Source organism: Ruegeria sp. BE3, from assembly GCF_056538865.1.
This window is the reverse complement of the sequence record NZ_JBQFTW010000006.1, coordinates 104216-127064: the sequence shown is the minus strand read 5'-3', so window position 1 is coordinate 127064 and position 22849 is coordinate 104216. Positions and strand designations below refer to the sequence as shown.

Below are 22849 nucleotides of genomic sequence, written 5' to 3'. Positions count from 1 at the left end.
TCATGGCGCTGCAACGACTGGACAATCGGGCGGCGCGTGCCCTGTTCATGGACCGCCATGCGCTGCTGGAGCAACCCGCAGGCGGCTCCAAGGGCGAGGATTTGTTGCAACTGATCCATCGGTTAGGGTTCGTTCAGTTGGATAGCATCAACACCGTCGCCCGCGCCCATGACATGATCCTATATGCGCGCAGACCCAGCTATCGCGCGCGTCACCTCAAGCGGCTTTATGAACGCGACCGGGCGTTGTTCGAGCATTGGACACATGACGCCGCGGTGATTCCGATGGAGTTTTATCGTCATTGGCATCTGAGATTTCTGCGCGATGCCGACATGCTGAAAGCGCGTTGGAAGAACTGGCGGCGCGACGGGTTTGAGCAGAAGTTCGAAACGGTCCTGCAACATATCCGCGATCATGGCCCGGTTGGGTCCTCTGATGTTGGAAAGGACGAGAAAAAGGGCTCGGGCGGTTGGTGGGACTGGCATCCGTCCAAGACCGCGCTGGAATATCTTTGGCGGTCGGGCGCACTGACGGTTGTGGGCCGGGACGGGTTTCAGAAACGCTATGACCTGACCGAGCGCGTGATCGACACTCATCTCTGCCCCGGAGGCTCATGCGATGCCGAAGCCACGGTGGATTGGTTGTGCAACGCAGCACTCGACCGATTGGGATTCGCGACATCCGGTGAGCTGGCAGCCTTTTGGGATACGGTCAGCGCCGCCGAGGCCAAAACATGGTGTGAACAGGCTCTAACACAGGGTCATATCGAGGAAATAGCTATCACTTGCGCAGACGGGAATGCGCGGAAGGTTTTTGCACGCCCCGGCCTTTGCGATGAAGCCGCTGCTTTGGAGCCTGCCCCTGGTCGGATCCGGGTGCTCAGCCCGTTTGATCCAATGTTGCGCGACCGGAACCGCGCCGAGCGGCTATTCGGTTTTCATTACCGGATCGAGGTTTTCGTACCCGAGCCCAAACGCGTCTACGGTTATTACGTATTTCCGTTGCTGGAGGGCGACCGGCTGATTGGGCGGGTCGACATGAAGGCGCAGCGGGATCGGGACCTGCTGCATGTCCGGGCAGTGTGGCCCGAGCGCAAGCTGCGCTGGTCAGATGCGCGCACCCGACGGCTGCAGGCCGAGCTGGACCGGGTACGCCGATTTGCAGCGCTCGGGGATGTGGAATTTGCGGAGAACTGGCTGAAAGACCCTAAATAGGGTCTATTTAGTCCAGAAAACCCTGCTGCTTGATCAATTGTTGAAGTTCCGACAGCGAAACCTCAACCGATCGGCCCGAGGTATCCATCTGAGCATCCGCACGACCATAAAGCGCCTCACGGCTGGCCAGGATACACTTCAACTGTTCCATCGCTTCCGGGTTTCCTGCCATGGGGCGTTCATCGCCCTGCGCACGTACCCGATCCATATGCTCGGACGGTGAGGTGCGCAGCCAGACCGTATGAAACCGATTGAGCAGGTTCGTATAGGTCGCGGGTTCGGACACGATCCCTCCGGCCACTGCCAGAACCAGCCTGTCATATGAGTTGATCACCCTGTCCAGCGCCTGCGCTTCGAGGTTGCGATACCCATCCTGACCGAAAAAGGCCATGACCTCGGGCAAAGGCATGCCTGCCATCTCTTCGATCCTGGTCGTCAACTCGACAAAGGGCAGGTCGAGTTCAGCCCCCAACAACGCACCCAAAGTCGACTTTCCAGCCCCTCGCAACCCGATCAGGCAGATCCGTTGCGCCTGTGCGTTCCAGTCTGGTTGCGGGCGCAAGGCCTTCATTACGACTTCTTTGACGTCGTCGCTGGCTTCGCGATACAGCTCGGTCATCTGCAACGCGTCCGAATCCCAAGGATCATCCTCTCCGACCAGCCATTCGACCTTGTAGTCCAGGGCCTTGGCAACGCGCTGCAACAATCCGATTGAGATATTGCCCTCGCCCGCTTCAAGCTGCGCAAGATAGCGGGGCGAAACTTCGGAGCTTTCGGACAGAACCCGGCGCGGAATGCCACGCATCTGCCGCGCGCGCCTGACACGAGCGCCGACGCGGGCGCTCAGATCCTGGGGGTCGGTCTCATTTTCCGCATTTGGCGGCGTGGAGGCATCCATTCCGGTCAAACCGTTTGTGTAATATAATGCACAGGCTACGACGCGATATCCAAACGGGCAACGATTTTGGTAAATTCACCGGCCCTTGAGCAAATTTTATCAGAGAACTGTATCCGAGGTTTATTCCGAAAACCCTTGAATAGAGCCTATTTACATGCCTTGGCTACGGGTCCAGATCATACAACTCGCCCAGCAGGTCCAGCAGCATCTCGTGCCGGTCTTCACCCAAAAGCTTGCGCATATGTGCCGCCTGTTCGAGGATTGCGGTCAGATTGGCCTGGATAATCGCCAGCCCTTCATCGCTGATTTCAACAATCTGGCGGCGGCGATCCTTAAGATCCTGGCGCCTGACGATCAGCTTCTTATCTTCCAGCTTCTTCAGAATCCGGGTCAGGCTGGGCAACAACAGACAAGCCCGCTCCGCGATCAGAGTAGGCTCTTGCGGGCCTTCTTCCTGCAAGACGCGCAGCACGCGCCATTGCTGTTCCGTCACGCCTGCATGGGCCAGAACGCCACGTATGGGCCCCATCACCTTTTCCCGCGCACGAAGCAGCGCAATCGGCAAAGAACGGGAAGTCAGGGGTAAGTCGTCAGCCATAGGGAATTTTGGCGCAATTTCAGATATTTCGCAAGAGATCGCCGACTATGGCCGATCATGTGGTCTAGACTTTACTTAACTTGTTTAATATATGGGCCTTGAAACGCTGACAGAAGAACATCTGAAGGGGATCATGATGAAGTGGAATGAATTCTCCGACTGGGGCAAGAAGGTCGCTGAATGGACACAGGATTATCACCTGACGGTCGGAGACAAGCCCGTGCGTGCCCGGACCGAGCCCGGCGATATCCTGAACGCTCTGCCTGCTCATCCGCCCGAGAACGGTGAGCCGGTCGAGGGTATCTTTCGCGATTTCGAAGATATCGTGATGCCCGGCATCACCCATTGGCAACATCCCCGGTTCTTCGCCTACTTCAACTCGAACGCCTCGGCCCCGTCAGTTCTGGCCGAGTTCTTGGCCAGCGCCATCGCGCCGCAATGCATGCTGTGGCAGACCTCGCCCGCCGCGACCGAGATGGAAACGCGGATGATGGAGTGGCTGCGCGAGGCGCTGGACCTGCCGGAAGGGTTTGCTGGGGTCATTCAGGATTCGGCATCATCCGCGACGCTGGCCGCTGTGCTGACCATGCGCGAGAAGGCGATGAATTGGCAGGGCAACAGCCAGGGTCTGTTTAGTCAAAAACCACTGCGCATTTATTGTTCGTCCGAGGTCCATACCTCAATCGACCGCGCCATCTGGGTTGCCGGGATCGGACAGGATAATCTGGTGCGCATCCCGGTTCAGGGCGACTGGCGCGGGATGGATCCTGTGGCGCTGGAGGCGGCAATTCAGTCCGATTTAGACTCTGGTTTTCAGCCAACAGGCGTGATCCTGTGTGTCGGCGGAACCGGAACAGGCGCAACTGACCCGGTGGATCGTTGCCTTGAGGTTGCACGGAATTATGACCTCTACACCCATGTGGATGCTGCTTGGGCCGGGTCAGCCATGATCTGTCCGGAATATCGTCATTACTGGCCCGGGATCGATCAGGCCGACAGCATCGTGTTCAATCCACACAAGTGGTTGGGCGTCCAGTTTGATTGCTGCGCGCATTTCCTCAAAAACCCTGATGATCTGGTGCGCACGTTGGCGATCAGCCCGGAATACCTGAAGACACATGGCAAGGACGGGATCATCAACTATTCGGAATGGTCCGTGCCACTGGGCCGACGGTTTCGGGCGCTGAAGCTGTGGTTCGTCATCCGAACCTATGGGCTGGAAGGGCTGCGCGCACGGCTGCGCAATCACGTCAACTGGTCTGTGGCGCTGCATGACCGGCTGGCAGCAGAACCGGATTTTCGGATCGTGACGCCGCCGATGTGGTCACTGTGGACCTTCCAATATGCACCACAAGGGGCAACCGATCTGGACGATCTGAACCTGCGACTGGTGAATGCAATCAATGATGACGGGCGGATCTACCTGACCCAGACCCGTGTGGACGGCGATCTGGTCATCCGCTTTCAGGCCGGCCAGTTCGAAACCACCGAGCAGGACGTGATGATGGCCTATGACGTCATCACCGAGGTCGCGCGCGGGCTTTAAGCCCGCATGTCGGCTGCGGCCTGGGCATAGCCGCCCGAGGCTCCGTCAACGAAATGAACATGATCGTCGCGCATGGCCGAGGGCACAAAGCAGGTCATCATCGCCTCTTGCTGGGCATGCAGACCGTATCGGATTTTGCCCTGCGCTTGCGCGTCTTCCAGCATCCGGGTGATCTGCTCCAACGTGGCCGGGTCACAATCCAGCGTCATCTTCAGCCCGTCATCGAACTTGCGGAAATCGGCGTTGCGGCTCACCATCTCTTTGTAGTGGTTGGGTTCGAACTGCCCCAATCGCATGCCAGTTTTGAACAGCAGCCCGATCATCATATTCCCAATCGTCAGCCGTATCTTCTGCAACAACAAATTGCGCCCGGCGCGTGAGACATGGGCATCGATATCGACACCGGGCGGAGGGAAACTCATTGGTGGTCCCTTGGGGGGAACCGGGTGTCCGGCGCGCTCCAACCCTTCGGCGAGGGATAAAACGGATTGGGTGAGGGCGGCGAAATCTGCCTCATTAGACTCTAATGTGGGTTGAATAACGACTGAAACGATCTGCCCATGCCGCGCCGGGCTATTGGACCATCGGCAGGACAGGCCGGTCAGGTCAGGCGAGGCATCTGGCCCCGCTGGTTGAATGGCGAAGTGCCCGGATTTCATCTGTGCCTCGGCCCAGGCCAGACCACCGCCCGAGAACATCGCATAATCGACACCGGTCGAGGGTGCATAGCGGGCCACGCGCAGATCGCGCCCAGCGGTGCGAAGATCGGCAACAGCGACCAGCGCCGTACGCAGTGTGATGGCGAATTCAGCCTCAGCCCAGCTTTGCAATGCTGCCAGTGTTTCCCGCGCAGTTTCGGCATCCTCGCCCGGCACGGCAAACCCGGCCCCATCGCCCCCGAAGACGTATGGAAAGACACGACCGTCCAGTGCATTGATCATGCCTGAAATCACCGCGGCCCCAACCATGTTGACGGTCTTGTACCGGCCCCGCGCGATCTCGCCGGTCGAATCCACGATGTCGGCAACGCCCAGAAACCAGGTGTCGGGCACCGGTGTGAACCGCGCGGGATCGCTGAGGCTCAGGAAACTTTCTGAAATGGGAACTGAATCATAAAATACAGGGTCTGAGGGGGCCATGGCGCTCTCTGAAAATCTTAAAGCTGATCTGAACATAGCCCAAAAGTGAAGAATGTCCGCCCCTGATGGGACGTCGCGCGTGCTTGTGCAGGCCAGCATGACGTGCCAAGCATCGCTGCAAAGCATTCAGGCGAAGGGGCAGCAGATGCAGGCAGGATTGATCGTTTTGTGTCTGGCTTATGTCCTGAGCCAGTTTTTTCGCGCATTCCTCGCCGTCCTGACCACCGATCTGGGCCATGATATCGGGGCCACGCCCGAGGACCTCGCCTTTGCCTCAGGCCTTTGGTTTCTGATTTTCGCCGCGATGCAGATACCCGTCGGCTGGGCGCTGGATCGTGTCGGCCCAAGGCGCAGTTCCGCGGCGTTGCTGCTGATCGGCGGCGCAGGCGGGGCTGGCTTGTTCGCGGTTGCGACCACCCCGTTCCACGTGGCACTTGCCATGGCGCTGATCGGGGTTGGATGTTCGCCTGTCCTGATGGCGTCCTACTACATCTTCGCCCGAGAGTTTCCGCCCGCCAAATTCGCCACGCTTGCCGCAGTGATGCTGGGGGTGGGGTCTGTCGGCAATCTTGTGGCCTCTTACCCGACCGCATTGGCGGTCGAGCTGATGGGCTGGCGCGCCACGCTGGCAGGGCTCGCGATCATCTCAGGTGTGGTGGCCGCGGGGATCTGGCTGACGGTGCATGATCCCAAAAAGGTCGAAACCGAGCAAAAAGGATCGGTTCTGGACCTGCTGAAAGAACCTGCGCTGTGGGCCATTCTGCCGCTCATGCTTGTGGCCTATGCGCCCTCGGGGGCGACCCGAGGGCTCTGGGCCGGTCCGTATCTGAATGACGTGTTCGGGCTGAGTACTTCTCAGATCGGGACGGCAACCCTGATCATGGGGGCCGCGATGATTGCGGGCACTTTCGCCTATGGGCCGCTGGACCGTATCCTGGGCACCCGGAAATGGGTGATCCTGGGCGGAAACCTGATGGGAGCCACGGCGCTGGGTCTGCTGTGCCTGTGGATCGACCGCGGCGTATGGACCTCAGTTCTGTTGCTCGCCGTGATCGGCTTCATGGGCGCCAGCTTTCCGGTGATCATGGCCCATGGCCGGGCTTTTGTACCCCCGCATCTGGTCGGGCGGGGCGTCACGCTGCTGAACCTCTTTGGCGTCGGCGGCGTTGGGCTGGCGCAGTTTGCCACCGGACGCATCCATGCGGCCAGCGCCGGGATCAGCCCAGCCGCGCCCTATACCGCGATCTTCGGCTTTTTCGCCGCCGCCCTTGCCATTGGCTGCATGATCTATCTATTCAGTCGGGACAGCGTGGACTGAAACCGGAGACCGCCCGTGCAGGACATTGAGGTGATTGCGCCCAATCTGAAGCATTCCCTGTCGGGCGTGACAACCACGGTGATCCGGCTGCTGCCAATCCAGCAGAAGATGATCAGCATCCGCGCCACCGGGCCCGGCCTGCCTGATGATTTGCCCCATATCAGACTCTGGAAACTGCTGTTTCTGCGTAATCGCAAACGGGTCTGGCATGCGCGCCGCAACACCGAGATGCTGATGGGTCTGGCCCTGCGCACTGTGCTTCGGCGCAATTACAAGCTGCTGTTCACATCGGCCGCGCAACGGGATCATTCCGGGTTCACCAAGCGGCTGATCTCGAAGATGGATGCGCTGATTGCGACGACCCCTCAGGCGGCCTCGTTTCTGGAACATCCCGCAACCGTCATCATGCATGGTGTGAATACCGAACTGTTCCATCCCGCCGAGGATAAGCACGCCCTGCGTCAGAAGCTTGGCCTGCCAGACGGGCTGTTGATCGGCTGCTTTGGCCGTATTCGCCCTCAGAAAGGGGTCGATCTGCTGGTTGAGGCCGCCCTGCAGGTCCTGCCCAATCACGCGGACGCCCATGTGATCTTCACCGGGCGCGCCACCAAGGAATTCGAAGCGTTTCAGGCTGAACAGGAACAAAAGCTGCAGGATGCCGGGCTTGGCGACCGCGTGCATTTTCTGGGTGAACGCCCCTGGGATGAGATTGTCGAGACCTACCGTGCGCTCGACCTGTTCGTCGCCCCTGCGCGACACGAAGGTTTCGGCCTTACGCCGCTGGAGGCGATGGCCTCGGGTGTTCCTGCCGTTGCCTGCCATGGGGTTGGCGCGTTCAGCGCGCAGATCAAGGATGGTGAGACCGGACGGCTGGTCGAAAAGGACAATGCCCGAGCGCTGGCTGAGGCGCTGGAGGATATGCTGCAGGATCGCACTGCGCTCGCTGCTGCAGGGAAGGCCGCGCGAACCCATGTCGAACAGAATTTTCGAATCGAAGGCGAGGCTCAGGCCATCGTCGAGGTTTACCGAACGTTGCTGAAACAGGACTGAATCGCTCTGAACTGCGTCAAATCGCTGTGGCAGAGTGAAATAAGCCGAAACCCCTCTTTTTTCTTTGCCGCAACGCGGCTATGAACGCGCGTCCTTAACTTTGGAGACATGAAATGGGCTATCGCGTCGTAGTCGTCGGCGCCACGGGCAACGTGGGCCGCGAAATGCTGAACATCCTGGCGGAACGCCAGTTCCCCGTCGATGAACTTGCCGCCCTGGCAAGCCGTCGTTCGCTGGGCACTGAGGTGACTTTTGGCGACAAGACGCTCACTACCAAAGATCTGGACACATTCGATTTCACTGGCTGGGACATGGCGCTGTTTGCTGTGGGTTCCGAGGCTACCAAGGTCTACGCCCCTAAGGCGGCGGCAGCTGGCTGCGTGGTGATCGATAACTCGTCGCTGTATCGCTATGACCCGGAGATTCCGCTGATCGTGCCGGAATGTAACCCCGAGGCGATCCACGACTACAAGAACAAGAATATCATCGCCAACCCCAACTGCTCGACCGCGCAGATGGTTGTCGCGCTGAAGCCGCTGCATGACCGTGCGAAGATCAAGCGCGTTGTGGTGTCGACTTATCAGTCGGTTTCCGGTGCCGGTAAGGAAGGCATGGATGAGCTTTGGGATCAGACCAAGGCCATCTACAACCCGACCACTGAGGTTGAGCCGAAGAAATTCCAGAAGCAGATTGCCTTCAACGTCATTCCGCAGATCGACGTCTTCATGGAAGACGGCTCAACCAAGGAAGAGTGGAAGATGGTTGTCGAGACCAAAAAGATCGTCGATCCGTCGATCAAGGTCACCGCGACCTGCGTGCGCGTTCCCGTGTTTGTCGGCCATTCCGAGGCCGTGAATATCGAGTTCGAGGAATTCCTGGACGAAGACGAAGCCCGCGACATCCTGCGTGAAGCACCGGGCATCATGGTCATCGACAAGCGCGAAGCCGGTGGCTACGTCTCGCCCATCGAATGCGCGGGCGATTTCGCCACCTTCATCAGCCGCATCCGTCAGGATTCGACCATCGAGAACGGCCTGAACCTGTGGTGTGTATCCGACAACCTGCGCAAAGGTGCGGCTTTGAATGCGGTACAGATCGCCGAACTGCTGGGCCGTGAGGTTCTGAAAAAGGGCTGAGCCGTTTCAACAACTTGAATGCGAAGAGGTCGTATCGAAAGATGCGGCCTCTTTTCTTTATTGAGGCTTGTCAGAGGCTGAATTGCCTGCAACCCTTGCGGGAAGATGACACCGTTTCTTTTGCGAGATTTCATGCGACAGCTTCTATATCTTCTGGCCCTCGCCCCAACTCTTGCTCAGGCCGACACCTTTGCAATCGACACCAAGGTCAGTGAGGTCACTGTTTACCCTGAAGGGGCCGAGGTGATCCGAACCGGGTTGCTGGATATTCCGGCCGGGCGTCACCGATTGGTCTTGTTGGGGGTCCCGGCCAACGATACCGACACTCAGCTTGCGACGATGCAGGTCCATGCTGAGGGTCTGACACAGACCGCGCTGGTGGTGCGCGGAGATGATGTACCGTGGCACGATTACGCAAGCGACGATATCAAACAGGCCGAGCAGCGCATCGAGGATATCAAAGACAAGATTATTGAAGTGCAGGATCGTGCTGATGCGGCGTTGCTAAAGGCTGATGCCGCGCGGCACAAAATTGCGTTCCTGGCCAATCTGGGCAGCAACGAAGGGTTGGCCGGATCAGATGCCAACAGCCTGCGCGAGATCGCCCGCATGGTCGGTGACGAAGGACTGTCTGCTGAAGAAACCGTTCAGTCCGCCGAAATCGAAGCACGGACAATCCGCAAAGAGCTGGGTGATCTGAAGCTCGAACTTGAAGCCGCCCAAGATGATCTGGCCGCTTTGGTTCCCGAAACCGAGGAGCGTCTGTTTCTGGCCGTCGATGTGGTCGCAGACAGCGCCATCAACAGCACCGTATCGGTGTCTTATCTGGACTTTTATTCGGCCAACTGGGTACCGGGTTATGAGTTCGACCTGACCACCGGCGACGCGCCCGAAGTCACAATCAGCCGGCAGATTCGGGTCAATCAGAGCACCGGAGAGAACTGGAAGGACATCACCTTGCATGTCTCGACGCTGCAGCCGGTGGGCCAAAACAGCGCCTCACCGCTTTATCCGCAGCGCAGATCGATCCGGGAAGAACCAAAGGCCCAGGACAGATTTGCGAGCCTGGCAGAAGGCGTGGTTGAAGCGCCCGTGGTCGTCGAAGAGACCTCTCAATGGGCCCCCAGCGCTGCGTCGGTGCAGGGCACCGGGATTACCTATACGCTGCCGCAACCGGTCTCGATCGCCAGTGATCATGAACTGGCCGAATTCGAACTGGACAGCATGACGCAATCCGCCGAGGTCTATGCCCTCGCGATACCGTTGCGGGATAAAACAGCCTTTCGTACGGCCCGCTTCACCAACCCTTACAAGCAGAACCTGCTGACGGCACCCTTGGCGCGGTGGCGTGTGAATGGCGTATTGGTGGCCACTGAATATTCTCCTGAAATTGGGCCATCCGAGCAAGTGGAGATGGGTTTTGGCCCGCTCTATGGCGTGACCGTTGACCGCCGAATTCTGGATCGCAGCAGCGGTGACACCGGCCTGATTTCCCGCTCGAACCAGCGTGTGGAACGGGCACAGATCACTGTGGAAAACCTGACAGATCGCGCCTGGCCTTTGCGGCTTGTTGATCGCGTGCCTTATTCCGAACAGGAAGATCTTGAGATCAGCTGGACCGCAAATCCCCGACCGACCGAAGAAAACGTCGACGACAAGCGCGGTATTCTTGCGTGGGATATGGATCTGGCGCCGGGTCAGCCCGAAATCATTCTGCTGGATCAGGAAATCAACTGGCCTGAAGGGATGGTGCTGGACTGATTATCCCTGCCCCGTCAGACCGGGCTGCTGCGGCATTGGAACCGACTATAATGATGATTGATCTAGTGCTGCATTAGCATCGGAGGCAATTCCCCAAGTGCCACAGGTGTCGCAGAGACCCCGTCTGCAACCTTGAAAAAATCATAGACCCGGCTGCCGTCCGGGGCGAAGAACTGATCTTGCCATTGCGCCTGCAGTCCAGGGCCACATTCCCTGAATCCATCGCGGACACAATCCGCCATGATCTGCGCGGATTCTTCTGTCCATCCGGCAACATAATCAGCATGCGCGGACATGCCCTTGGGCACATTGTGCATTTGGTCAGATGAGAAAGACCAGCCCGAGTCGAATGGCACGCCAGCCCAGTTCACATTCTGAGTCAGCTGCGGGATCGTATAAGGATGCGAGAGCGGGCAATCGCCGTGTGAATAGGCCATGTGGTCAGTTCCGCCCGGACTGGACAGAACCGGGTCCCCATTTTCATCAACGGCGATACAGTCGGGGAAGATCACCTCGAGCGTGAGCCCATCAGTCGGGGAAATTCGGATGGATGCTGTCCATCGTTCCTCGTCAATCTTGCTGATAGCGATCCCGCCCGAGCCCTCTACGTCTGCATTGGTCAAAATCTCAAGGCCCGCCGGAATTGGTTTGATTTTACTCCGATCATTCACCCAGCTTTTATAGTAGTTGTTGATCAGGGTCGGCAGCACAACTTCTCCGTCTTCGTTATAGAGCGCCGGTATCCAATAGGCCGATCGGTTGGTGATCCCCCCGTCGCAGGTCGTTCGCCCTGAATTGGCGATTTGATCACCGGTCGAATGAGCGTCGACCTCTGTGTTTCCAAAGAACATATGCAGATGCGCTGCCCCTTCCTGACCCGGAAAGACAACCGGATCGTGATAGGAATAATGCGACGGGACGCAGAAGAAGCGAAAACCGTGGTGGTCCAGAACATCATTGCCACCTTGCGGTGCCGGCATAGAGCTTTTCTCGGTTCCGCGCGTCACCACATAGTTGAATTCTGGCGCGACGTGCTGTGCGTGCGCCGATTGTGCTGTGCCATCAATTACAACACCGAATGTCGAGACCAGACACCACGTCAGCACCGATCGCCCTCCGCGCGATTGAGCCGGGGTGCCCGGGTACCGGAAGCAAGCCGTCTGAGAAATCCGTTGTGTCATCTGCGCTTCTTCTTTCACCTATCCGAGTGCTAGGTCGAAGTGGTGCGGCGTCGAATTGATTTAACCAACACCTGATCCAGCTGTCAAAAGCCTGAGCGCAGATGTGATCAAGCAGATGCTTCCAACCGTCGGATACTTGGCAAGCGGTCCGAAGACCGGATGCGACAGGTTCATACCTTCGTCTTACGTAGTGGGCGCGTTATCCTCAATCAATCAGCTCTGCCCTTCGACCAGCGCCTTCAGGTTATCCAAGCCGCGCTCATAGTCGCTACCGACCCAGTGATCCATCATCAACCCCATCCAGCGAGTCATCGGGTTCATACCCAAATCGGAGGTGAACCCCCAGGTAACCTCGGTTCCCGCCCCTTCGGGCTGCAGCACAAATGACGCCGAGGCCGTGCCCATCGGCCCGAAATCGAGCGAAGTTCTGACCTTCTGGTTTTCGACACTTTCGACGATTTCCTGCGACCCGGAGCCAACCTGCGGATGCTCCGAGCTCCAGTTCAGGGTGTTACCAACCCCGGTTTCGGGCCCGCTGTAGGTCAGCTTTGTTTCAGGGTCGCGTGACAGCCACGGAGACCATTTCTCGGTCTCCTGCATCGAATTCACATAAGGAAAGATCGCTTCGGGTGGGGCATCTATCGTGATGCTGCGCGACACTTCGGCCTTGCCGGGCAACAGATAAGATACCCCGGCGAGGGCCACAACAATCACGATCAGAGTGACGATAATACGTTTCAGCAATCGCATGAGAATGATCCAATTCGTAAAGCTACGTTAGGATCATATCAAAAAATGGCGGTAGATCAGAGGCTGATCTACGCTGCCCTGCGTTTTGCCCGGTCAAACGGTAACGAACTGCTTCTCATGCGGATCGTAACATTCCAGCCCACCTTCACCGATATCGGTCCACAACCCATGTAAGCTGAGCGCGCCTTCTTCAACGGCCGAGGACACGAAAGGGAAGGTCATCAGGTTCTCGAGCGAGGCCACTACCGCATAGCGTTCAAACTGACGTGCCTGATCGGCGCTGTCTTCGATATCGGCAACCAGATCGAATTTCGGCTTCAGGATTTCCATCCAACGCCCCACAAAGCTTTCCTTGGCTTCCAGTTGTGGTGCCTGCCCCTTGCACATGTCGATGCAGCCCTGCACCCCACCGCACTGCGAATGCCCCAGCACAATGAGATGCGCCACTTTCAACGCGGTGACCGCATATTCGATGGCCGCGCTGGTGCCGTGGTGATCGCCATCCGGCAGGTAGGGCGGCACAAGGTTTGCGATATTGCGGTGGATGAAGAAATCGCCCTGATCCGCCCCGAACATCGAAGTGACATGCACCCGGCTGTCACAACATGAAATCACCATCGCCCGTGGACGCTGACCTTCGGTCGCGAGCCGTCGGTACCAAACCTGATTTTCCGAGTAGGTTGTCGCTTTCCAACCATGATACCGTTTGACCAGATAGCTCGGCAAAGGTTTGGCAAGTTTCATTCTGATATTCCTGTGGTCTGACTGTTCTGCTCTCTAACCCAAATTCGCACAAAATTCGAGACATTATCCCGATACAGCGCAACGATTTGCAAAGGTATGTGATGACAGGGTGACCCTATGCCGTGGGGGCATGAAATTAGGGGTGAATGTGGTGGAAAAGATAATCACGCTTGAACAGAAGGAATCCGTGCGTCTGGACCCGGACCGGCTGAGCAGCCTGTATCATCAGTTGGGCGACGCCAACGCGCTGGACGTGCTGTGCCGCACAGTCGAGGAACTGGCGGTGCGTCTGTCGAATTGCCAACGCTTCTGGCGGCAGCGGGACTGGGCGGCATTGCGCAAATGCGCAAGGTCACTGGTGGCAATCGCGGGTCAGATCGGGATGACGGCGCTGGCCCGCGTCGCGGGCGATGTTGCGCATGCGGTCGATACCGGCGATGTGGTGGCCACAGGGGCGACGCTGGGACGTCTGATCCGAGTCGGCGAACGCTCGCTGACTGCGGTCTGGGATCAGCAGGACCTTTCCGTCTGAGGGGGGTTGCGGGCGGATCGCAGGCGGCTAGTCTGGGCGCAACAAGATCCAGTCGAGACACCTATGACCCTTTGCTTTGCCCCGCCTTCCGATCCTGCGCTTCCGCTCTACGTACTCGACCAGTCCGAGCTTGATGGATGGCTATCGGATCAACCCAGCCCGGTGCAGAATTGGGTGGCGGCGAATGGCTTTTCCGCTGCTTTGGGGCAGACCTTGTTGATCCCGGGACCAGAGGGCGCACCAGAGGTTGCACTGGCGGGCTACGGCAACGCAGCCAAGCGGGCGCGCAAGCGCTTTCCGCTGGCAGCAACGGCCGAGGCTTTGCCCGAAGGCACCTATCGCATCGCGTCCGGTGTACCGGCCGACGTGCTGGAGGCCGAATGCTTCGGCTGGCTAATGACCGGCTATGTTTTCGATCGATACGCCCCGAGCAGCCCGGCCAAGGCCAAACTGGTCGCCCCTGAAGGCATCGATACAGCGCGGATCGAAACTCTGGCCAATGCCGAGCTTCTGATCCGACATCTGGTGAATACGCCAGCCTCGGATATGGGGCCTGAGCAGTTGCAGATTGCGGCAGAAGTTCTTGCCGAGGAATGTGGCGCGCGCTGTTCGGTCATCACGGGCGATGCTCTGCTGGAACAGGATTTCCCGATGATCCACACGGTCGGTCGTGCCGCCGCACAAGCGCCGCGCCTGATCGAGCTGAACTGGGGCAGAAGTGGGCCAAAGCTGACGCTGGTCGGCAAAGGGGTTTGTTTCGACACTGGAGGACTGAATCTGAAGCCCGGCGCCTCCATGGGCCTGATGAAAAAGGATATGGGCGGTGCCGCCAATGTGTTGGGGCTGGCGCAGATGATCATGAAGCTGGGGTTGGATGTGCAGCTGCGCGTGCTGATCCCGGCGGTTGAGAACGCGGTTGCGGGCAACGCCTTCCGGCCAGGAGATATCCTGACCGCGCGCAACGGGTTGACCGTCGAGATCAACAACACCGATGCCGAAGGGCGACTGGTGCTGGCCGATGCTCTGGCACTGGCCGAGGAGGGAGAGCCTGATCTGGTGATTTCGATGGCAACACTGACAGGCGCGGCGCGGGTGGCCATGGGGGCCGATCTGGCCCCGTTTTATACCGATGATGATGGGGCCGCAGAGGCTCTGGCGCGCGCAGGCCGTGCCGCTGCTGATCCGGTCTGGCGAATGCCGTTTCACGAACCTTACGAGGTGTTGATCGAACCGGGAATTGCCGATCTGGACAATGCGCCATCTGGCGGATTTGCAGGCTCGATTACCGCCGCGCTGTTCCTGCGTCGTTTTGTGGGTAACAGCCGGTACATGCATTTCGACATCTATGCATGGCAACGCGGCAAGGAACCGGGGCGCAACAAAGGCGGATTGGGTCAAGGTCCCCGCGCCCTGCTGACCGCTCTGCCTGAGATTCTCGATCTATGAGTGAAGCCCGCATTATCCGACCGGTCGTCGATCTGCTGCGTCAGCCCGAGGGGCCACGCGACCGGCAATTGTTGTTTGGAGACACCGTATCCGTCGTCGAAGAGCAGGACGGTTGGAGCAGGATCATATCGGCAAAGGACGGCTACCCCGGCTGGGTCGTGACAGACAATCTAGGCCCGATTGAACCACAGACGCATTGGATCGTTGCCGCCGCGACCCATGCCTATGCCGCGCCGGATATGAAAAGCCTCGATCAGATATCGCTGAGTTTTGGAAGCAAAATCAGGGTTCTGTCAGAACAGGATGGATTTTTGGAAACGGCGCTGGGGTTCATCCCCAAGGCTCACGCGGTGCCCGCCTATTCCCGCCTTACCGATCCGGTCGCTGCCGCGCAGCTGTTTCTGGGCACGCCATATCTATGGGGTGGCAACAGCCGGTTCGGGCTGGATTGTTCAGGTCTGGTGCAAGCCGCCCTTCTGGCCTGCGGCATTCCCTGTCCCGGAGACAGCGGCGATCAGGTACATGCCGTTGGTGAACCCGTGCCCGAAGGCACCCCCCCAAAACGCGGAGATCTGTTGTTCTGGAAAGGCCATGTCGCATGGGTCGCCGCCGAGAACCTTCTGCTGCATGCCAACGCCTATCACATGGCGGTTGCGCTGGAACCGATGGATCAGGCTATTGCCCGCATTGCACAACAGGGCGATGGGCCAGTCACGGCGCATAAAAGGCTCTAATCCGGGTCAACAGCCCGGATCAGTTTGCGCTCCAGCACCCGCAGAACGGCACGCAGATCATGTCCGCGCTTCAGGATGCGCCCGTCCATACCAACCACCGAATACATCCCCTGCCGCAGCCGCAGACGGGGGTGTTTCTCGACCCGATAGATCGGATGCTCGGCCGTCCGGCGAAAGATTGAAAACACCGCCGTATCGCGCAGGTTCGAAATCCCGTAATCGCGCCATTCTCCGGCGGCGACCATTCGGCCATAGACTGACAGGATTTGAGACATCTCGCGCCGGTCAAACGCGACCGGCATCTGGGCAGAGCCGGACCCGAACCGGCTGGGAGGCTGCATGTTCATGCCACAAGCCTTGCCGGAAATTGCATTTGAATCAAGCCCAGCGCAAAACGGGTGTTGTATTTTTGAAGCGTCGTGTGCGGTTACCGACGCCCGACCTGACGGCAAATCAGGATCACCGGCAGCAGCCCGACGGCCAGAATGACTAGCGACGGCACCGCCGCGCCCTCAAGCCGTTCGTCCGAGGCCAAACGATACGCCTGAACCGCCAGCGTGTCGAAATTGAAGGGCCGCATGATCAGGGTTGCGGGCAGCTCTTTCATCACGTCGACGAAAACGATCAGCAGCGCGGTTAGCAGCGACGGCGTCAGGATCGGCAGATGCACCCGGCGCAGGGTACCCAGAGGACTCTGTCCCAGCGACCGCGCGGCAGCGTCCATATTGGCGTGCACCGTGCTCTGGCCGCCTTCATAAGCGCTGAGCGCGGCGGCCAGAAAGCGCACCATATAAGCGGCAATAAGTAACCATATGGACCCGGTGACCAGCAGCCCTGTCGAAATATCAAAGGTTTGGCGCATCCACGCATCCAGCGCGTTGTCAAATCCAGCAAAGGGCACGATCAGTCCAACGGCGATCACCCCGCCCGGCACCGCATAACCCAACCGTGCTATGTAAGCTGCCGAAGCCGCCCCGCGCCCCGGGCGCAGACGTTGGAAGAACCCCACCGAAATTGCCGCGCAAACCGTGATCACCGCTGCAGTACCGGCCAGCGTCAGTGAGTTTTGTATGAAACCGATATAGCGGCGTGAAAGCAGGTTCTGTTCGGATTCCAGACCCATCTGCACAAGGATCACTACGGGCAGGAGGAACCCGAACAAGACCGGAATCGCGCAGAGCAAAAACGCCGCGAGCGATTGCCAACCCTTCAACTTTGCCGCTGGCAACACTGCATGACGTTTGCCCGCCTGATAATATTTGGCCTTACCCCGTTGCGTACGCTCAGCCACGGCCATGACCAGAGCAAAACCCAAAAGACACAGGGCAAGCTGCGCCGCAGCGGCGCGGTCGGCCATGGAAAACCAGCTGGTATAGATGCCGGTGGCAAAGGTCTGCACACCGAAATAGGCGACGGTGCCGAAATCGGCGATGGTCTCCATCACCGCCAGCAACACACCTCCGGCAATCGCCGGGCGTGCCATCGGCAGCGAGACACGCCAGAAGGCATGCCACGGGCCATTGCCCAGCGCTCGAGCCGCCAGAAAGGCCGTGGCGCTTTGCTGCAGGAAGGCCGCGCGCGCCAGCAGATAGACATAAGGGTAGAGCACGAGGATCAGCATCACTGCTGCACCCTCGGTCGAGCGGACTTCGGGGAACCAATAGTCGCGCGGGCCCCAACCGGTGACCTCGCGTAGTGTGGTTTGCACAATTCCGGGATGGTCCAGAATGAAGGTGTAGGCATAGGCCAGCACATAGGCCGGAAAAGCCAGCGGCAGGACCAGGGCGATCTCCAACACGCGCACGCCGGGGAAGCGTGTCATCGTAACCAGCCAGGCAGCGCCGACGCCAATCGAGAACGTGCCCGCCGCGACCAGCACCACGAGGATCGCTGTGGTCAGGGCGTAGCCAGGCAAAACAGTCTCTAACAAATGAGAAATCGTGTCAGTGCCACCGGTCACCGCCGCCAGAACAACGGCCACCATCGGCAACAGGCAGGCTGCGGCCACTGCGTATGCAATACCGCCTACCAATCGCGTGCCCAAGGCTCCGCGATTGTGCGTTCCGTGTTCTGAATATTCGACTTCGGCCATGGCGTCTGACTGAGAATCCCGCAGGGTCTGCCTTTAATCGACCAAAACGCTAAGAAACACCAGTGGGCGGGCCAACAAATCTGCGGCAGATCGCTATTCGTAGACGCGCTGATCCTCGATCACCAACCCGTCCTTGGGCAAAGAGCCGGGGGCCACGACCTCGATCGCGCCTTTCAGTTTCAGCACCTCGACCACCGATTTGGCATAGGCCCCATCATTCTCGCAGGGGCTTTCGATCTGGACGGTCATGGTATCCATCTCGCCTTGGCGGGCGGCGATAACGCGGGCCTTGACGATCTCATCATGCTTGTCGACCAGCGCCGCAACCTGCTCGGGGCGGACAAACATGCCCTTGATCTTGGTGGTCTGATCGGCCCGACCCATCCAGCCCTTGATCCGCAAGTTTGTGCGTCCGCAAGGGGATTCTCCGGGCATGATCGCCGATAGATCGCCCGTGGCAAAGCGGATCAACGGGTAGTCGGGGTTGAGCGTCGTCACCACCACCTCACCAACCTCTCCGGGTGCGACCGGCGTACCGGTGCCGGGGGTGACGATCTCAACAATCACATGTTCGTCGATGATCATGCCTTCCATGGCGGGGCTTTCATAGGCGATGTTGCCCAGATCAGCTGTCGCATAGCATTGCAGACAGGCAATGCCCCGATCCGCATATTCCTGACGCAGAGATGGGAACAGCGCACCGCCACCCACAGCGGCCTTCGAGAATTGCAGAGCAACCCCCATCTCATCAGCTTTGTCGAGGATGATCTTCAGATAATCCGGCGTGCCCGCGTAAGCGGTGCAACCTATGTCCCGCGCTGCGGTCACCTGCAGCTCTGTTTGCCCGGTTCCTGCGGGCAGCACGGCAGCTCCAACGGCTTGTGCGCCGCTTTCAAAGATCATCCCGGCAGGTGTCAGGTGATAACCGAAGCAGTTCTGAACGATATCGCCCGGGCCAACCCCGGCGGCATTCAGGAACCGGCCCATCCGCCACCAGTCATGGTCGGTGCTGCCCGGTTCATAAATCGGGCCCGGCGACTGAAACACATGCTGGAAATGACGCGCGGGTTTGACAGTAAAGCCACCAAACGGGGGGCGGGAGCCCTGCGCCTGTATTAGATCCGACTTGCGCAGCACCGGCAAACTGGCCAGTGCCTCGGCGCTGGTCACGGCGTTCGCGTCGATCCCGGCAAGGATATCCGCATAGCCGGGGGCCGATTTTGCGCGCGCGATCTGTTCAGGCAAAGCGCGCGCGTGATCGGCGTTGCGTTCATCGGCGGATCGGGTTTCAAGCTTGTCGAAATAGGTCATCGAAATATCCTCCACCCGCTTACAGCCATCTCTTGCGGCGGCGGTATGAGCGCACATCGCGAAAGCTTTTGCGGCCTTCATCCGACATGCCGAGGTAGAATTCCTTCACATCCGGGTTTTCGCGCAGTTCCGCTGCGGGGCCGTCCATCACCACGCGACCGGATTCCAGAATATAGCCGTAATGCGCAAATCTTAGAGCCACATTTGTGTTCTGCTCGGCCAGCAGGAAGGACACGCCTTCTTTCTCGTTCAGGTCCTTCACGATGCCGAAAATTTCTTCAACCAGCTGTGGGGCCAGACCCATCGAAGGTTCATCAAGCAGGATGGTCTCGGGGCGCGACATCAGCGCCCGGCCCATCGCCACCATCTGCTGCTCTCCACCCGAAGTATAACCGGCCTGGCTGCGGCGGCGTTCCTTGAGGCGCGGGAAGTAATTGTAAACCAATTCCAGATCCTGCTGGATCGCAGCCGAGCCATCCTTGCGGGTATAAGCGCCGGTCAGCAGATTTTCCTCGACCGTGAGGTGTTCAAAACAATGGCGGCCCTCCATCACCTGAATGACGCCCTTTTCCACCAGATCGGCGGGATCACTTTCGTGAACGCTCTCGCCGCGGTACTTGATCGAGCCTTTGGTGACCTCTCCGCGTTCTGAATGCAGCAGGTTCGATACCGCCTTCAACGTCGTAGTCTTGCCCGCGCCATTGCCGCCCAGCAAGGCCGTGATGCCGCCTTTGGGCACAGTCAGGCTGACGCCTTTCAGCACGAGGATCACATGGTTGTAGATCACCTCGATATTGTTGACCTCAAGCAGGGTTTCCGCCTGCACGTCAGTGGTTTGTGCCGCATCCAGCATCAGCGCGTGTCCTCATGCCTGCCCCTCAGGGGCGGTTCGTGAGGAGCGGCAGGCAACCCGCCGCTCCGATTGTCTATGCGCCCCAGATCGTTCGGGGCGCAGCGTTGTTTATTCGCAGCGTGCCGAAATGTTGTTTTCAGTCGCGTAAGCGCCCGAGTCTTCTTCGATCAGCGCGTTGATGACCTCGACATCGGTTGGCTTGAAGTCCTGAACTGGGTTCCAGGTGCCAGCTGCCGCATCCCACTGAACGACGCCGACCAGTCCGGGGCCACCGTGGTTTTCACAGGAAACCGAGAACTCGGGCCCGAAACCGGCCATGCCCAGACCTTCCATCTTGGCATTGGTGATCTCCAGCGCTTCCATGCCATCGCGCATCATCGATGCGTCGATGTCAGCAGTGCCGTGCATGTCCTGTGCGGTCTTTACGGCTTCGGCCGCCAGCATCGCGGCATAGAGACCGCGGTTGTACTGAACCGTGCCCAGCTGATCACCTGAGCCTGCAGCTTTGCCCGCGTCCACAACATATTTCTGCAGATCGTCATAGACCGGATAGTCTTTGCCGAGACCAGTGAAGGTCAGCGCCTTATAGCCGGTGGCTTTGTCGCCTGCGGGCTCAACGTCGAATTCCGCGCCGGACCACCAGACGCCGATGAAGTTCTCCATCGGGAAGCGGATGTTGGCAGCTTCCTGAACCGCAACCTGGTTCATGACGCCCCAGCCCCACATGATCACATAGTCGGGCTTTTCACGGCGGATCTGCAGCCACTGCGACTTCTGCTCCTGACCGGGGTGGTCAACGGGCAGCAGGGTCAGCTCATAGCCATGCTTTTCAGCCAGTGTTTCCAGCGTGCGGATCGGCTCTTTGCCGTAGGCCGAGTTGTGATAGACCAGCGCGATTTTCTTGCCGCTCAGGTCGCCGCCGTTTTCATCAAGCAGATAGTTGATCGAACCCGATGCACCGTTCCAATAGTTGGCCGGATAGTTGAACACATGGCTGAACACTTTGCCGTTCGCGGCAGAGGTCCGACCATAGCCCATCGTGTGTAGTGGGATACCGTCTGCTGTCACTTTGGGGATCAGCTGATAGGTGATGCCAGTCGACAGCGGCTGATAGACCAGAGCACCTTCGCCTTTGGTCGATTCATAGCATTCCACGCCTTTTTCAGTGTTATAGCCGGTTTCACATTCGATCACCTTGGCCGGAACACCTCCGATGCCGCCATCGCGTTCATTCAGCAGGGTGAAATAGTCGGCGTAACCGTCTGCAAACGGGATACCGCCTGCCGCGTAAGGGCCAGTCCGGTAGCTGAGCGACGGGAACACAAGGTCGGCCATGACCGGGCCTGCGGCCATCACGGCGCCCAGCGCCAGGGTTGCCAGTTTCTTGTTCATCGGGTGTCTCCTCCCTTGATTGATCCGATGTTGGGTTTCGGGTTTCACACCCGTCTTTTCGTTGGGCAGACCCCTTAGTGCGGGAACGGCCAGAGTCTGAGTTTTTCTTTCGCCACACGCCACAGCTGCGCCAGCCCGTGCGGTTCGAGGATCAGGAACATGATAATCAGCGCGCCCACGATCACGAGGTTGAGATGCGCGACGATATCCGTGGGCCAGCCCAGCAGATCGACGCCAAGCAACTTCAGTACCACCGGCAGCAGAACCAGAAAGGCTGCCCCGGCGAAGGACCCGAAAATCGAACCTAGCCCGCCAATAATGACCATGAACAGCACCAGGAATGACTTCTGGATACCGAACACCTCGCCCACTTCGACAGCGCCGAGATAGACGGCAAAGAACAGCGCACCCGAGATACCGACAAAGAACGAACTGACGGCAAAGGCGGTCAGCTTGGCCTTGAGCGGGTTCACCCCGATGATCTCGGCCGCGATGTCCATGTCGCGGATCGCCATCCAGGTCCGGCCCGTGGTACCGCGCGTCAGATTGCGGGCGATGATAGCGCAGACCGTCAGGAAGATCAGGCAGAACAGATAGGTCGCCCACGCCGGCGCGTTCGGGCCAGTGATGATAATGCCGAACACATCCCGTTCCGGCGCGTTGATCTGACCCGAGGCCGAGTAGTTGTAGAACCACGGCACCCGGTTGAAGAGCCACACAAGGAAGAACTGCGCTGCCAGTGTGGCCACCGCCAGATAGAACCCTTTGATCCGCAGTGACGGCAGGCCGAACAACACGCCCACCAGCGCCGTGACACCTCCGGCAAGGATCACATGGATGAACATGCTGACATCAGGAAAGGCCGTCATCAGCTTGTAGCAGGCATAGGCCCCCACAGCCATGAACCCACCGGTCCCCAGCGAGACCTGCCCGCAATAACCAACCAGAATGTTCAGCCCGATCGCTGCAATGGCGTAGATCAGGAAGGGCAGAAGCAGCGCATTCGCCCAATAGTCGTTGATGATGAACGGAATGATCCCGAACGCCACCGCCAGCACGACATAATACCGATACCGGTCAAACTTGATCGGGAAAGTCTGGCTGTCGGCGATGTAAGAGGTTTTGAAATCCCCGGCCTCACGATAAAACATATC

The 22849-nt window shown here is 59.0% G+C and carries 21 protein-coding genes; 9 read left to right on the top strand and 12 right to left on the bottom strand.

Annotated elements, in window-relative coordinates; all coding sequences use genetic code 11:
• The first annotated feature begins 2 nt into the window (after positions 1-2).
• Positions 3-1214, top strand: coding sequence for a winged helix-turn-helix domain-containing protein (locus ACR0AZ_RS14850; RefSeq protein ID WP_480667755.1), 1212 nt, complete (start codon positions 3-5; stop codon positions 1212-1214).
• 7 nt (positions 1215-1221) lie between these two features.
• Here ACR0AZ_RS14850 and ACR0AZ_RS14845 read toward each other — a convergent pair whose 3' ends face one another.
• A complete protein-coding gene (locus ACR0AZ_RS14845; RefSeq protein WP_480471408.1) occupies positions 1222-2112 on the bottom strand; it encodes a helix-turn-helix transcriptional regulator in 891 nt (296 codons plus the stop codon).
• Between the two features lie 163 nt (positions 2113-2275).
• Positions 2276-2710 (bottom strand): homoprotocatechuate degradation operon regulator HpaR, encoded by a 435-nt coding sequence (hpaR, locus tag ACR0AZ_RS14840; RefSeq protein WP_480471407.1) that lies wholly within the window; start codon positions 2708-2710, stop codon positions 2276-2278.
• 136 nt (positions 2711-2846) lie between these two features.
• Here hpaR and ACR0AZ_RS14835 point away from each other — a divergent pair, with 136 nt between their 5' ends.
• A complete protein-coding gene (locus ACR0AZ_RS14835) occupies positions 2847-4256 on the top strand; it encodes a pyridoxal phosphate-dependent decarboxylase family protein (protein WP_480667754.1) in 1410 nt (469 codons plus the stop codon).
• On the opposite strand, the gene ACR0AZ_RS14830 is transcribed toward ACR0AZ_RS14835, so the two are convergent.
• Positions 4253-5395, bottom strand: coding sequence for a DUF3095 domain-containing protein (locus ACR0AZ_RS14830; protein ID WP_480660182.1), 1143 nt, complete (start codon positions 5393-5395; stop codon positions 4253-4255). The genes ACR0AZ_RS14835 and ACR0AZ_RS14830 overlap by 4 nt on opposite strands.
• 145 nt (positions 5396-5540) lie before the next feature.
• On the opposite strand from ACR0AZ_RS14830, the gene ACR0AZ_RS14825 reads away from it, so the two are divergent.
• From ACR0AZ_RS14825 to ACR0AZ_RS14810, 4 genes are all read left to right on the top strand, one after another.
• Positions 5541-6713, top strand: coding sequence for an MFS transporter (locus ACR0AZ_RS14825; protein WP_480667808.1), 1173 nt, complete (start codon positions 5541-5543; stop codon positions 6711-6713).
• 15 nt (positions 6714-6728) lie between these two features.
• Entirely contained in the window at positions 6729-7763 is a 1035-nt protein-coding gene (locus tag ACR0AZ_RS14820) for a glycosyltransferase family 4 protein (RefSeq protein WP_480471403.1), read from the top strand.
• A gap of 113 nt (positions 7764-7876) precedes the next feature.
• Positions 7877-8899, top strand: coding sequence for an aspartate-semialdehyde dehydrogenase (locus ACR0AZ_RS14815; protein WP_480667753.1), 1023 nt, complete (start codon positions 7877-7879; stop codon positions 8897-8899).
• A gap of 132 nt (positions 8900-9031) precedes the next feature.
• The gene (locus ACR0AZ_RS14810; RefSeq protein WP_480667752.1) at positions 9032-10660 is read left to right on the top strand and encodes a DUF4139 domain-containing protein; all 1629 of its coding nucleotides are present in this window, start codon (positions 9032-9034) and stop codon (positions 10658-10660) included.
• 62 nt (positions 10661-10722) lie between these two features.
• Here the strand turns inward: ACR0AZ_RS14810 and ACR0AZ_RS14805 are convergent, their stop codons facing one another.
• The 3 genes from ACR0AZ_RS14805 to ACR0AZ_RS14795 all read right to left on the bottom strand — a co-directional run bounded on the left by ACR0AZ_RS14805 (position 10723) and on the right by ACR0AZ_RS14795 (position 13335).
• Positions 10723-11841, bottom strand: a complete 1119-nt coding sequence (locus tag ACR0AZ_RS14805) for a DUF1996 domain-containing protein (RefSeq protein WP_480667751.1) — start codon at positions 11839-11841, stop codon at positions 10723-10725.
• Between the two features lie 213 nt (positions 11842-12054).
• Positions 12055-12591, bottom strand: a complete 537-nt coding sequence (locus ACR0AZ_RS14800; protein WP_480471399.1) for an SRPBCC family protein — start codon at positions 12589-12591, stop codon at positions 12055-12057.
• Between the two features lie 93 nt (positions 12592-12684).
• Positions 12685-13335: a carbonic anhydrase gene (locus ACR0AZ_RS14795; RefSeq protein WP_480471398.1), complete on the bottom strand. Its 651-nt coding sequence runs from the start codon at positions 13333-13335 to the stop codon at positions 12685-12687.
• A 142-nt stretch (positions 13336-13477) separates the two neighbouring features.
• Here ACR0AZ_RS14795 and ACR0AZ_RS14790 point away from each other — a divergent pair, with 142 nt between their 5' ends.
• From ACR0AZ_RS14790 to ACR0AZ_RS14780, 3 genes are all read left to right on the top strand, one after another.
• Entirely contained in the window at positions 13478-13867 is a 390-nt protein-coding gene (locus tag ACR0AZ_RS14790) for a hypothetical protein (protein ID WP_480667807.1), read from the top strand.
• Between the two features lie 63 nt (positions 13868-13930).
• Positions 13931-15313, top strand: a complete 1383-nt coding sequence (locus ACR0AZ_RS14785; RefSeq protein ID WP_480667750.1) for a leucyl aminopeptidase family protein — start codon at positions 13931-13933, stop codon at positions 15311-15313.
• Positions 15310-16047 carry a C40 family peptidase gene (locus ACR0AZ_RS14780; protein WP_480471395.1) on the top strand — a complete coding sequence of 246 codons (738 nt, stop codon included), beginning with the start codon at positions 15310-15312 and terminating at the stop codon, positions 16045-16047. The genes ACR0AZ_RS14785 and ACR0AZ_RS14780 overlap by 4 nt, the downstream gene beginning before the upstream one ends.
• Here ACR0AZ_RS14780 and ACR0AZ_RS14775 read toward each other — a convergent pair.
• From ACR0AZ_RS14775 to ACR0AZ_RS14750, 6 genes are all read right to left on the bottom strand, one after another.
• Entirely contained in the window at positions 16044-16394 is a 351-nt protein-coding gene (locus ACR0AZ_RS14775) for a DUF2794 domain-containing protein (protein WP_480471394.1), read from the bottom strand. The genes ACR0AZ_RS14780 and ACR0AZ_RS14775 overlap by 4 nt on opposite strands.
• Before the next feature lie 80 nt (positions 16395-16474).
• A complete protein-coding gene (locus ACR0AZ_RS14770) occupies positions 16475-18139 on the bottom strand; it encodes an ABC transporter permease (RefSeq protein ID WP_480667749.1) in 1665 nt (554 codons plus the stop codon).
• Between the two features lie 93 nt (positions 18140-18232).
• Positions 18233-19450 carry a phenylacetate--CoA ligase family protein gene (locus tag ACR0AZ_RS14765; protein WP_480471392.1) on the bottom strand — a complete coding sequence of 406 codons (1218 nt, stop codon included), beginning with the start codon at positions 19448-19450 and terminating at the stop codon, positions 18233-18235.
• A 19-nt stretch (positions 19451-19469) separates the two neighbouring features.
• Positions 19470-20303 carry an ABC transporter ATP-binding protein gene (locus ACR0AZ_RS14760; protein WP_480471391.1) on the bottom strand — a complete coding sequence of 278 codons (834 nt, stop codon included), beginning with the start codon at positions 20301-20303 and terminating at the stop codon, positions 19470-19472.
• Positions 20304-20411: 108 nt separating this feature from the next.
• Positions 20412-21695: an ABC transporter substrate-binding protein gene (locus tag ACR0AZ_RS14755; RefSeq protein ID WP_480471390.1), complete on the bottom strand. Its 1284-nt coding sequence runs from the start codon at positions 21693-21695 to the stop codon at positions 20412-20414.
• Between the two features lie 74 nt (positions 21696-21769).
• Entirely contained in the window at positions 21770-22846 is a 1077-nt protein-coding gene (locus ACR0AZ_RS14750; protein ID WP_480471389.1) for a branched-chain amino acid ABC transporter permease, read from the bottom strand.
• Between the last annotated feature and the right edge of the window lie 3 nt (positions 22847-22849).

Bases quoted from the DNA above. Each gene is read 5' to 3' on its own strand.
- ACR0AZ_RS14850 (WP_480667755.1), top strand. From the start codon at position 3: ATGGCGCTGCAACGACTGGACAATCGGGCGGCGCGTGCCCTGTTCATG.
- ACR0AZ_RS14845 (WP_480471408.1), bottom strand. From the start codon at position 2,112: ATGGATGCCTCCACGCCGCCAAATGCGGAAAATGAGACCGACCCCCAG.
- hpaR (WP_480471407.1), bottom strand. From the start codon at position 2,710: ATGGCTGACGACTTACCCCTGACTTCCCGTTCTTTGCCGATTGCGCTG.
- ACR0AZ_RS14835 (WP_480667754.1), top strand. From the start codon at position 2,847: ATGAAGTGGAATGAATTCTCCGACTGGGGCAAGAAGGTCGCTGAATGG.
- ACR0AZ_RS14830 (WP_480660182.1), bottom strand. From the start codon at position 5,395: ATGGCCCCCTCAGACCCTGTATTTTATGATTCAGTTCCCATTTCAGAA.
- ACR0AZ_RS14825 (WP_480667808.1), top strand. From the start codon at position 5,541: ATGCAGGCAGGATTGATCGTTTTGTGTCTGGCTTATGTCCTGAGCCAG.
- ACR0AZ_RS14815 (WP_480667753.1), top strand. From the start codon at position 7,877: ATGGGCTATCGCGTCGTAGTCGTCGGCGCCACGGGCAACGTGGGCCGC.
- ACR0AZ_RS14810 (WP_480667752.1), top strand. From the start codon at position 9,032: ATGCGACAGCTTCTATATCTTCTGGCCCTCGCCCCAACTCTTGCTCAG.
- ACR0AZ_RS14805 (WP_480667751.1), bottom strand. From the start codon at position 11,841: ATGACACAACGGATTTCTCAGACGGCTTGCTTCCGGTACCCGGGCACC.
- ACR0AZ_RS14800 (WP_480471399.1), bottom strand. From the start codon at position 12,591: ATGCGATTGCTGAAACGTATTATCGTCACTCTGATCGTGATTGTTGTG.
- ACR0AZ_RS14795 (WP_480471398.1), bottom strand. From the start codon at position 13,335: ATGAAACTTGCCAAACCTTTGCCGAGCTATCTGGTCAAACGGTATCAT.
- ACR0AZ_RS14785 (WP_480667750.1), top strand. From the start codon at position 13,931: ATGACCCTTTGCTTTGCCCCGCCTTCCGATCCTGCGCTTCCGCTCTAC.
- ACR0AZ_RS14780 (WP_480471395.1), top strand. From the start codon at position 15,310: ATGAGTGAAGCCCGCATTATCCGACCGGTCGTCGATCTGCTGCGTCAG.
- ACR0AZ_RS14775 (WP_480471394.1), bottom strand. From the start codon at position 16,394: ATGAACATGCAGCCTCCCAGCCGGTTCGGGTCCGGCTCTGCCCAGATG.
- ACR0AZ_RS14770 (WP_480667749.1), bottom strand. From the start codon at position 18,139: ATGGCCGAAGTCGAATATTCAGAACACGGAACGCACAATCGCGGAGCC.
- ACR0AZ_RS14765 (WP_480471392.1), bottom strand. From the start codon at position 19,450: ATGACCTATTTCGACAAGCTTGAAACCCGATCCGCCGATGAACGCAAC.
- ACR0AZ_RS14760 (WP_480471391.1), bottom strand. From the start codon at position 20,303: ATGCTGGATGCGGCACAAACCACTGACGTGCAGGCGGAAACCCTGCTT.
- ACR0AZ_RS14755 (WP_480471390.1), bottom strand. From the start codon at position 21,695: ATGAACAAGAAACTGGCAACCCTGGCGCTGGGCGCCGTGATGGCCGCA.
- ACR0AZ_RS14750 (WP_480471389.1), bottom strand. From the start codon at position 22,846: ATGTTTTATCGTGAGGCCGGGGATTTCAAAACCTCTTACATCGCCGAC.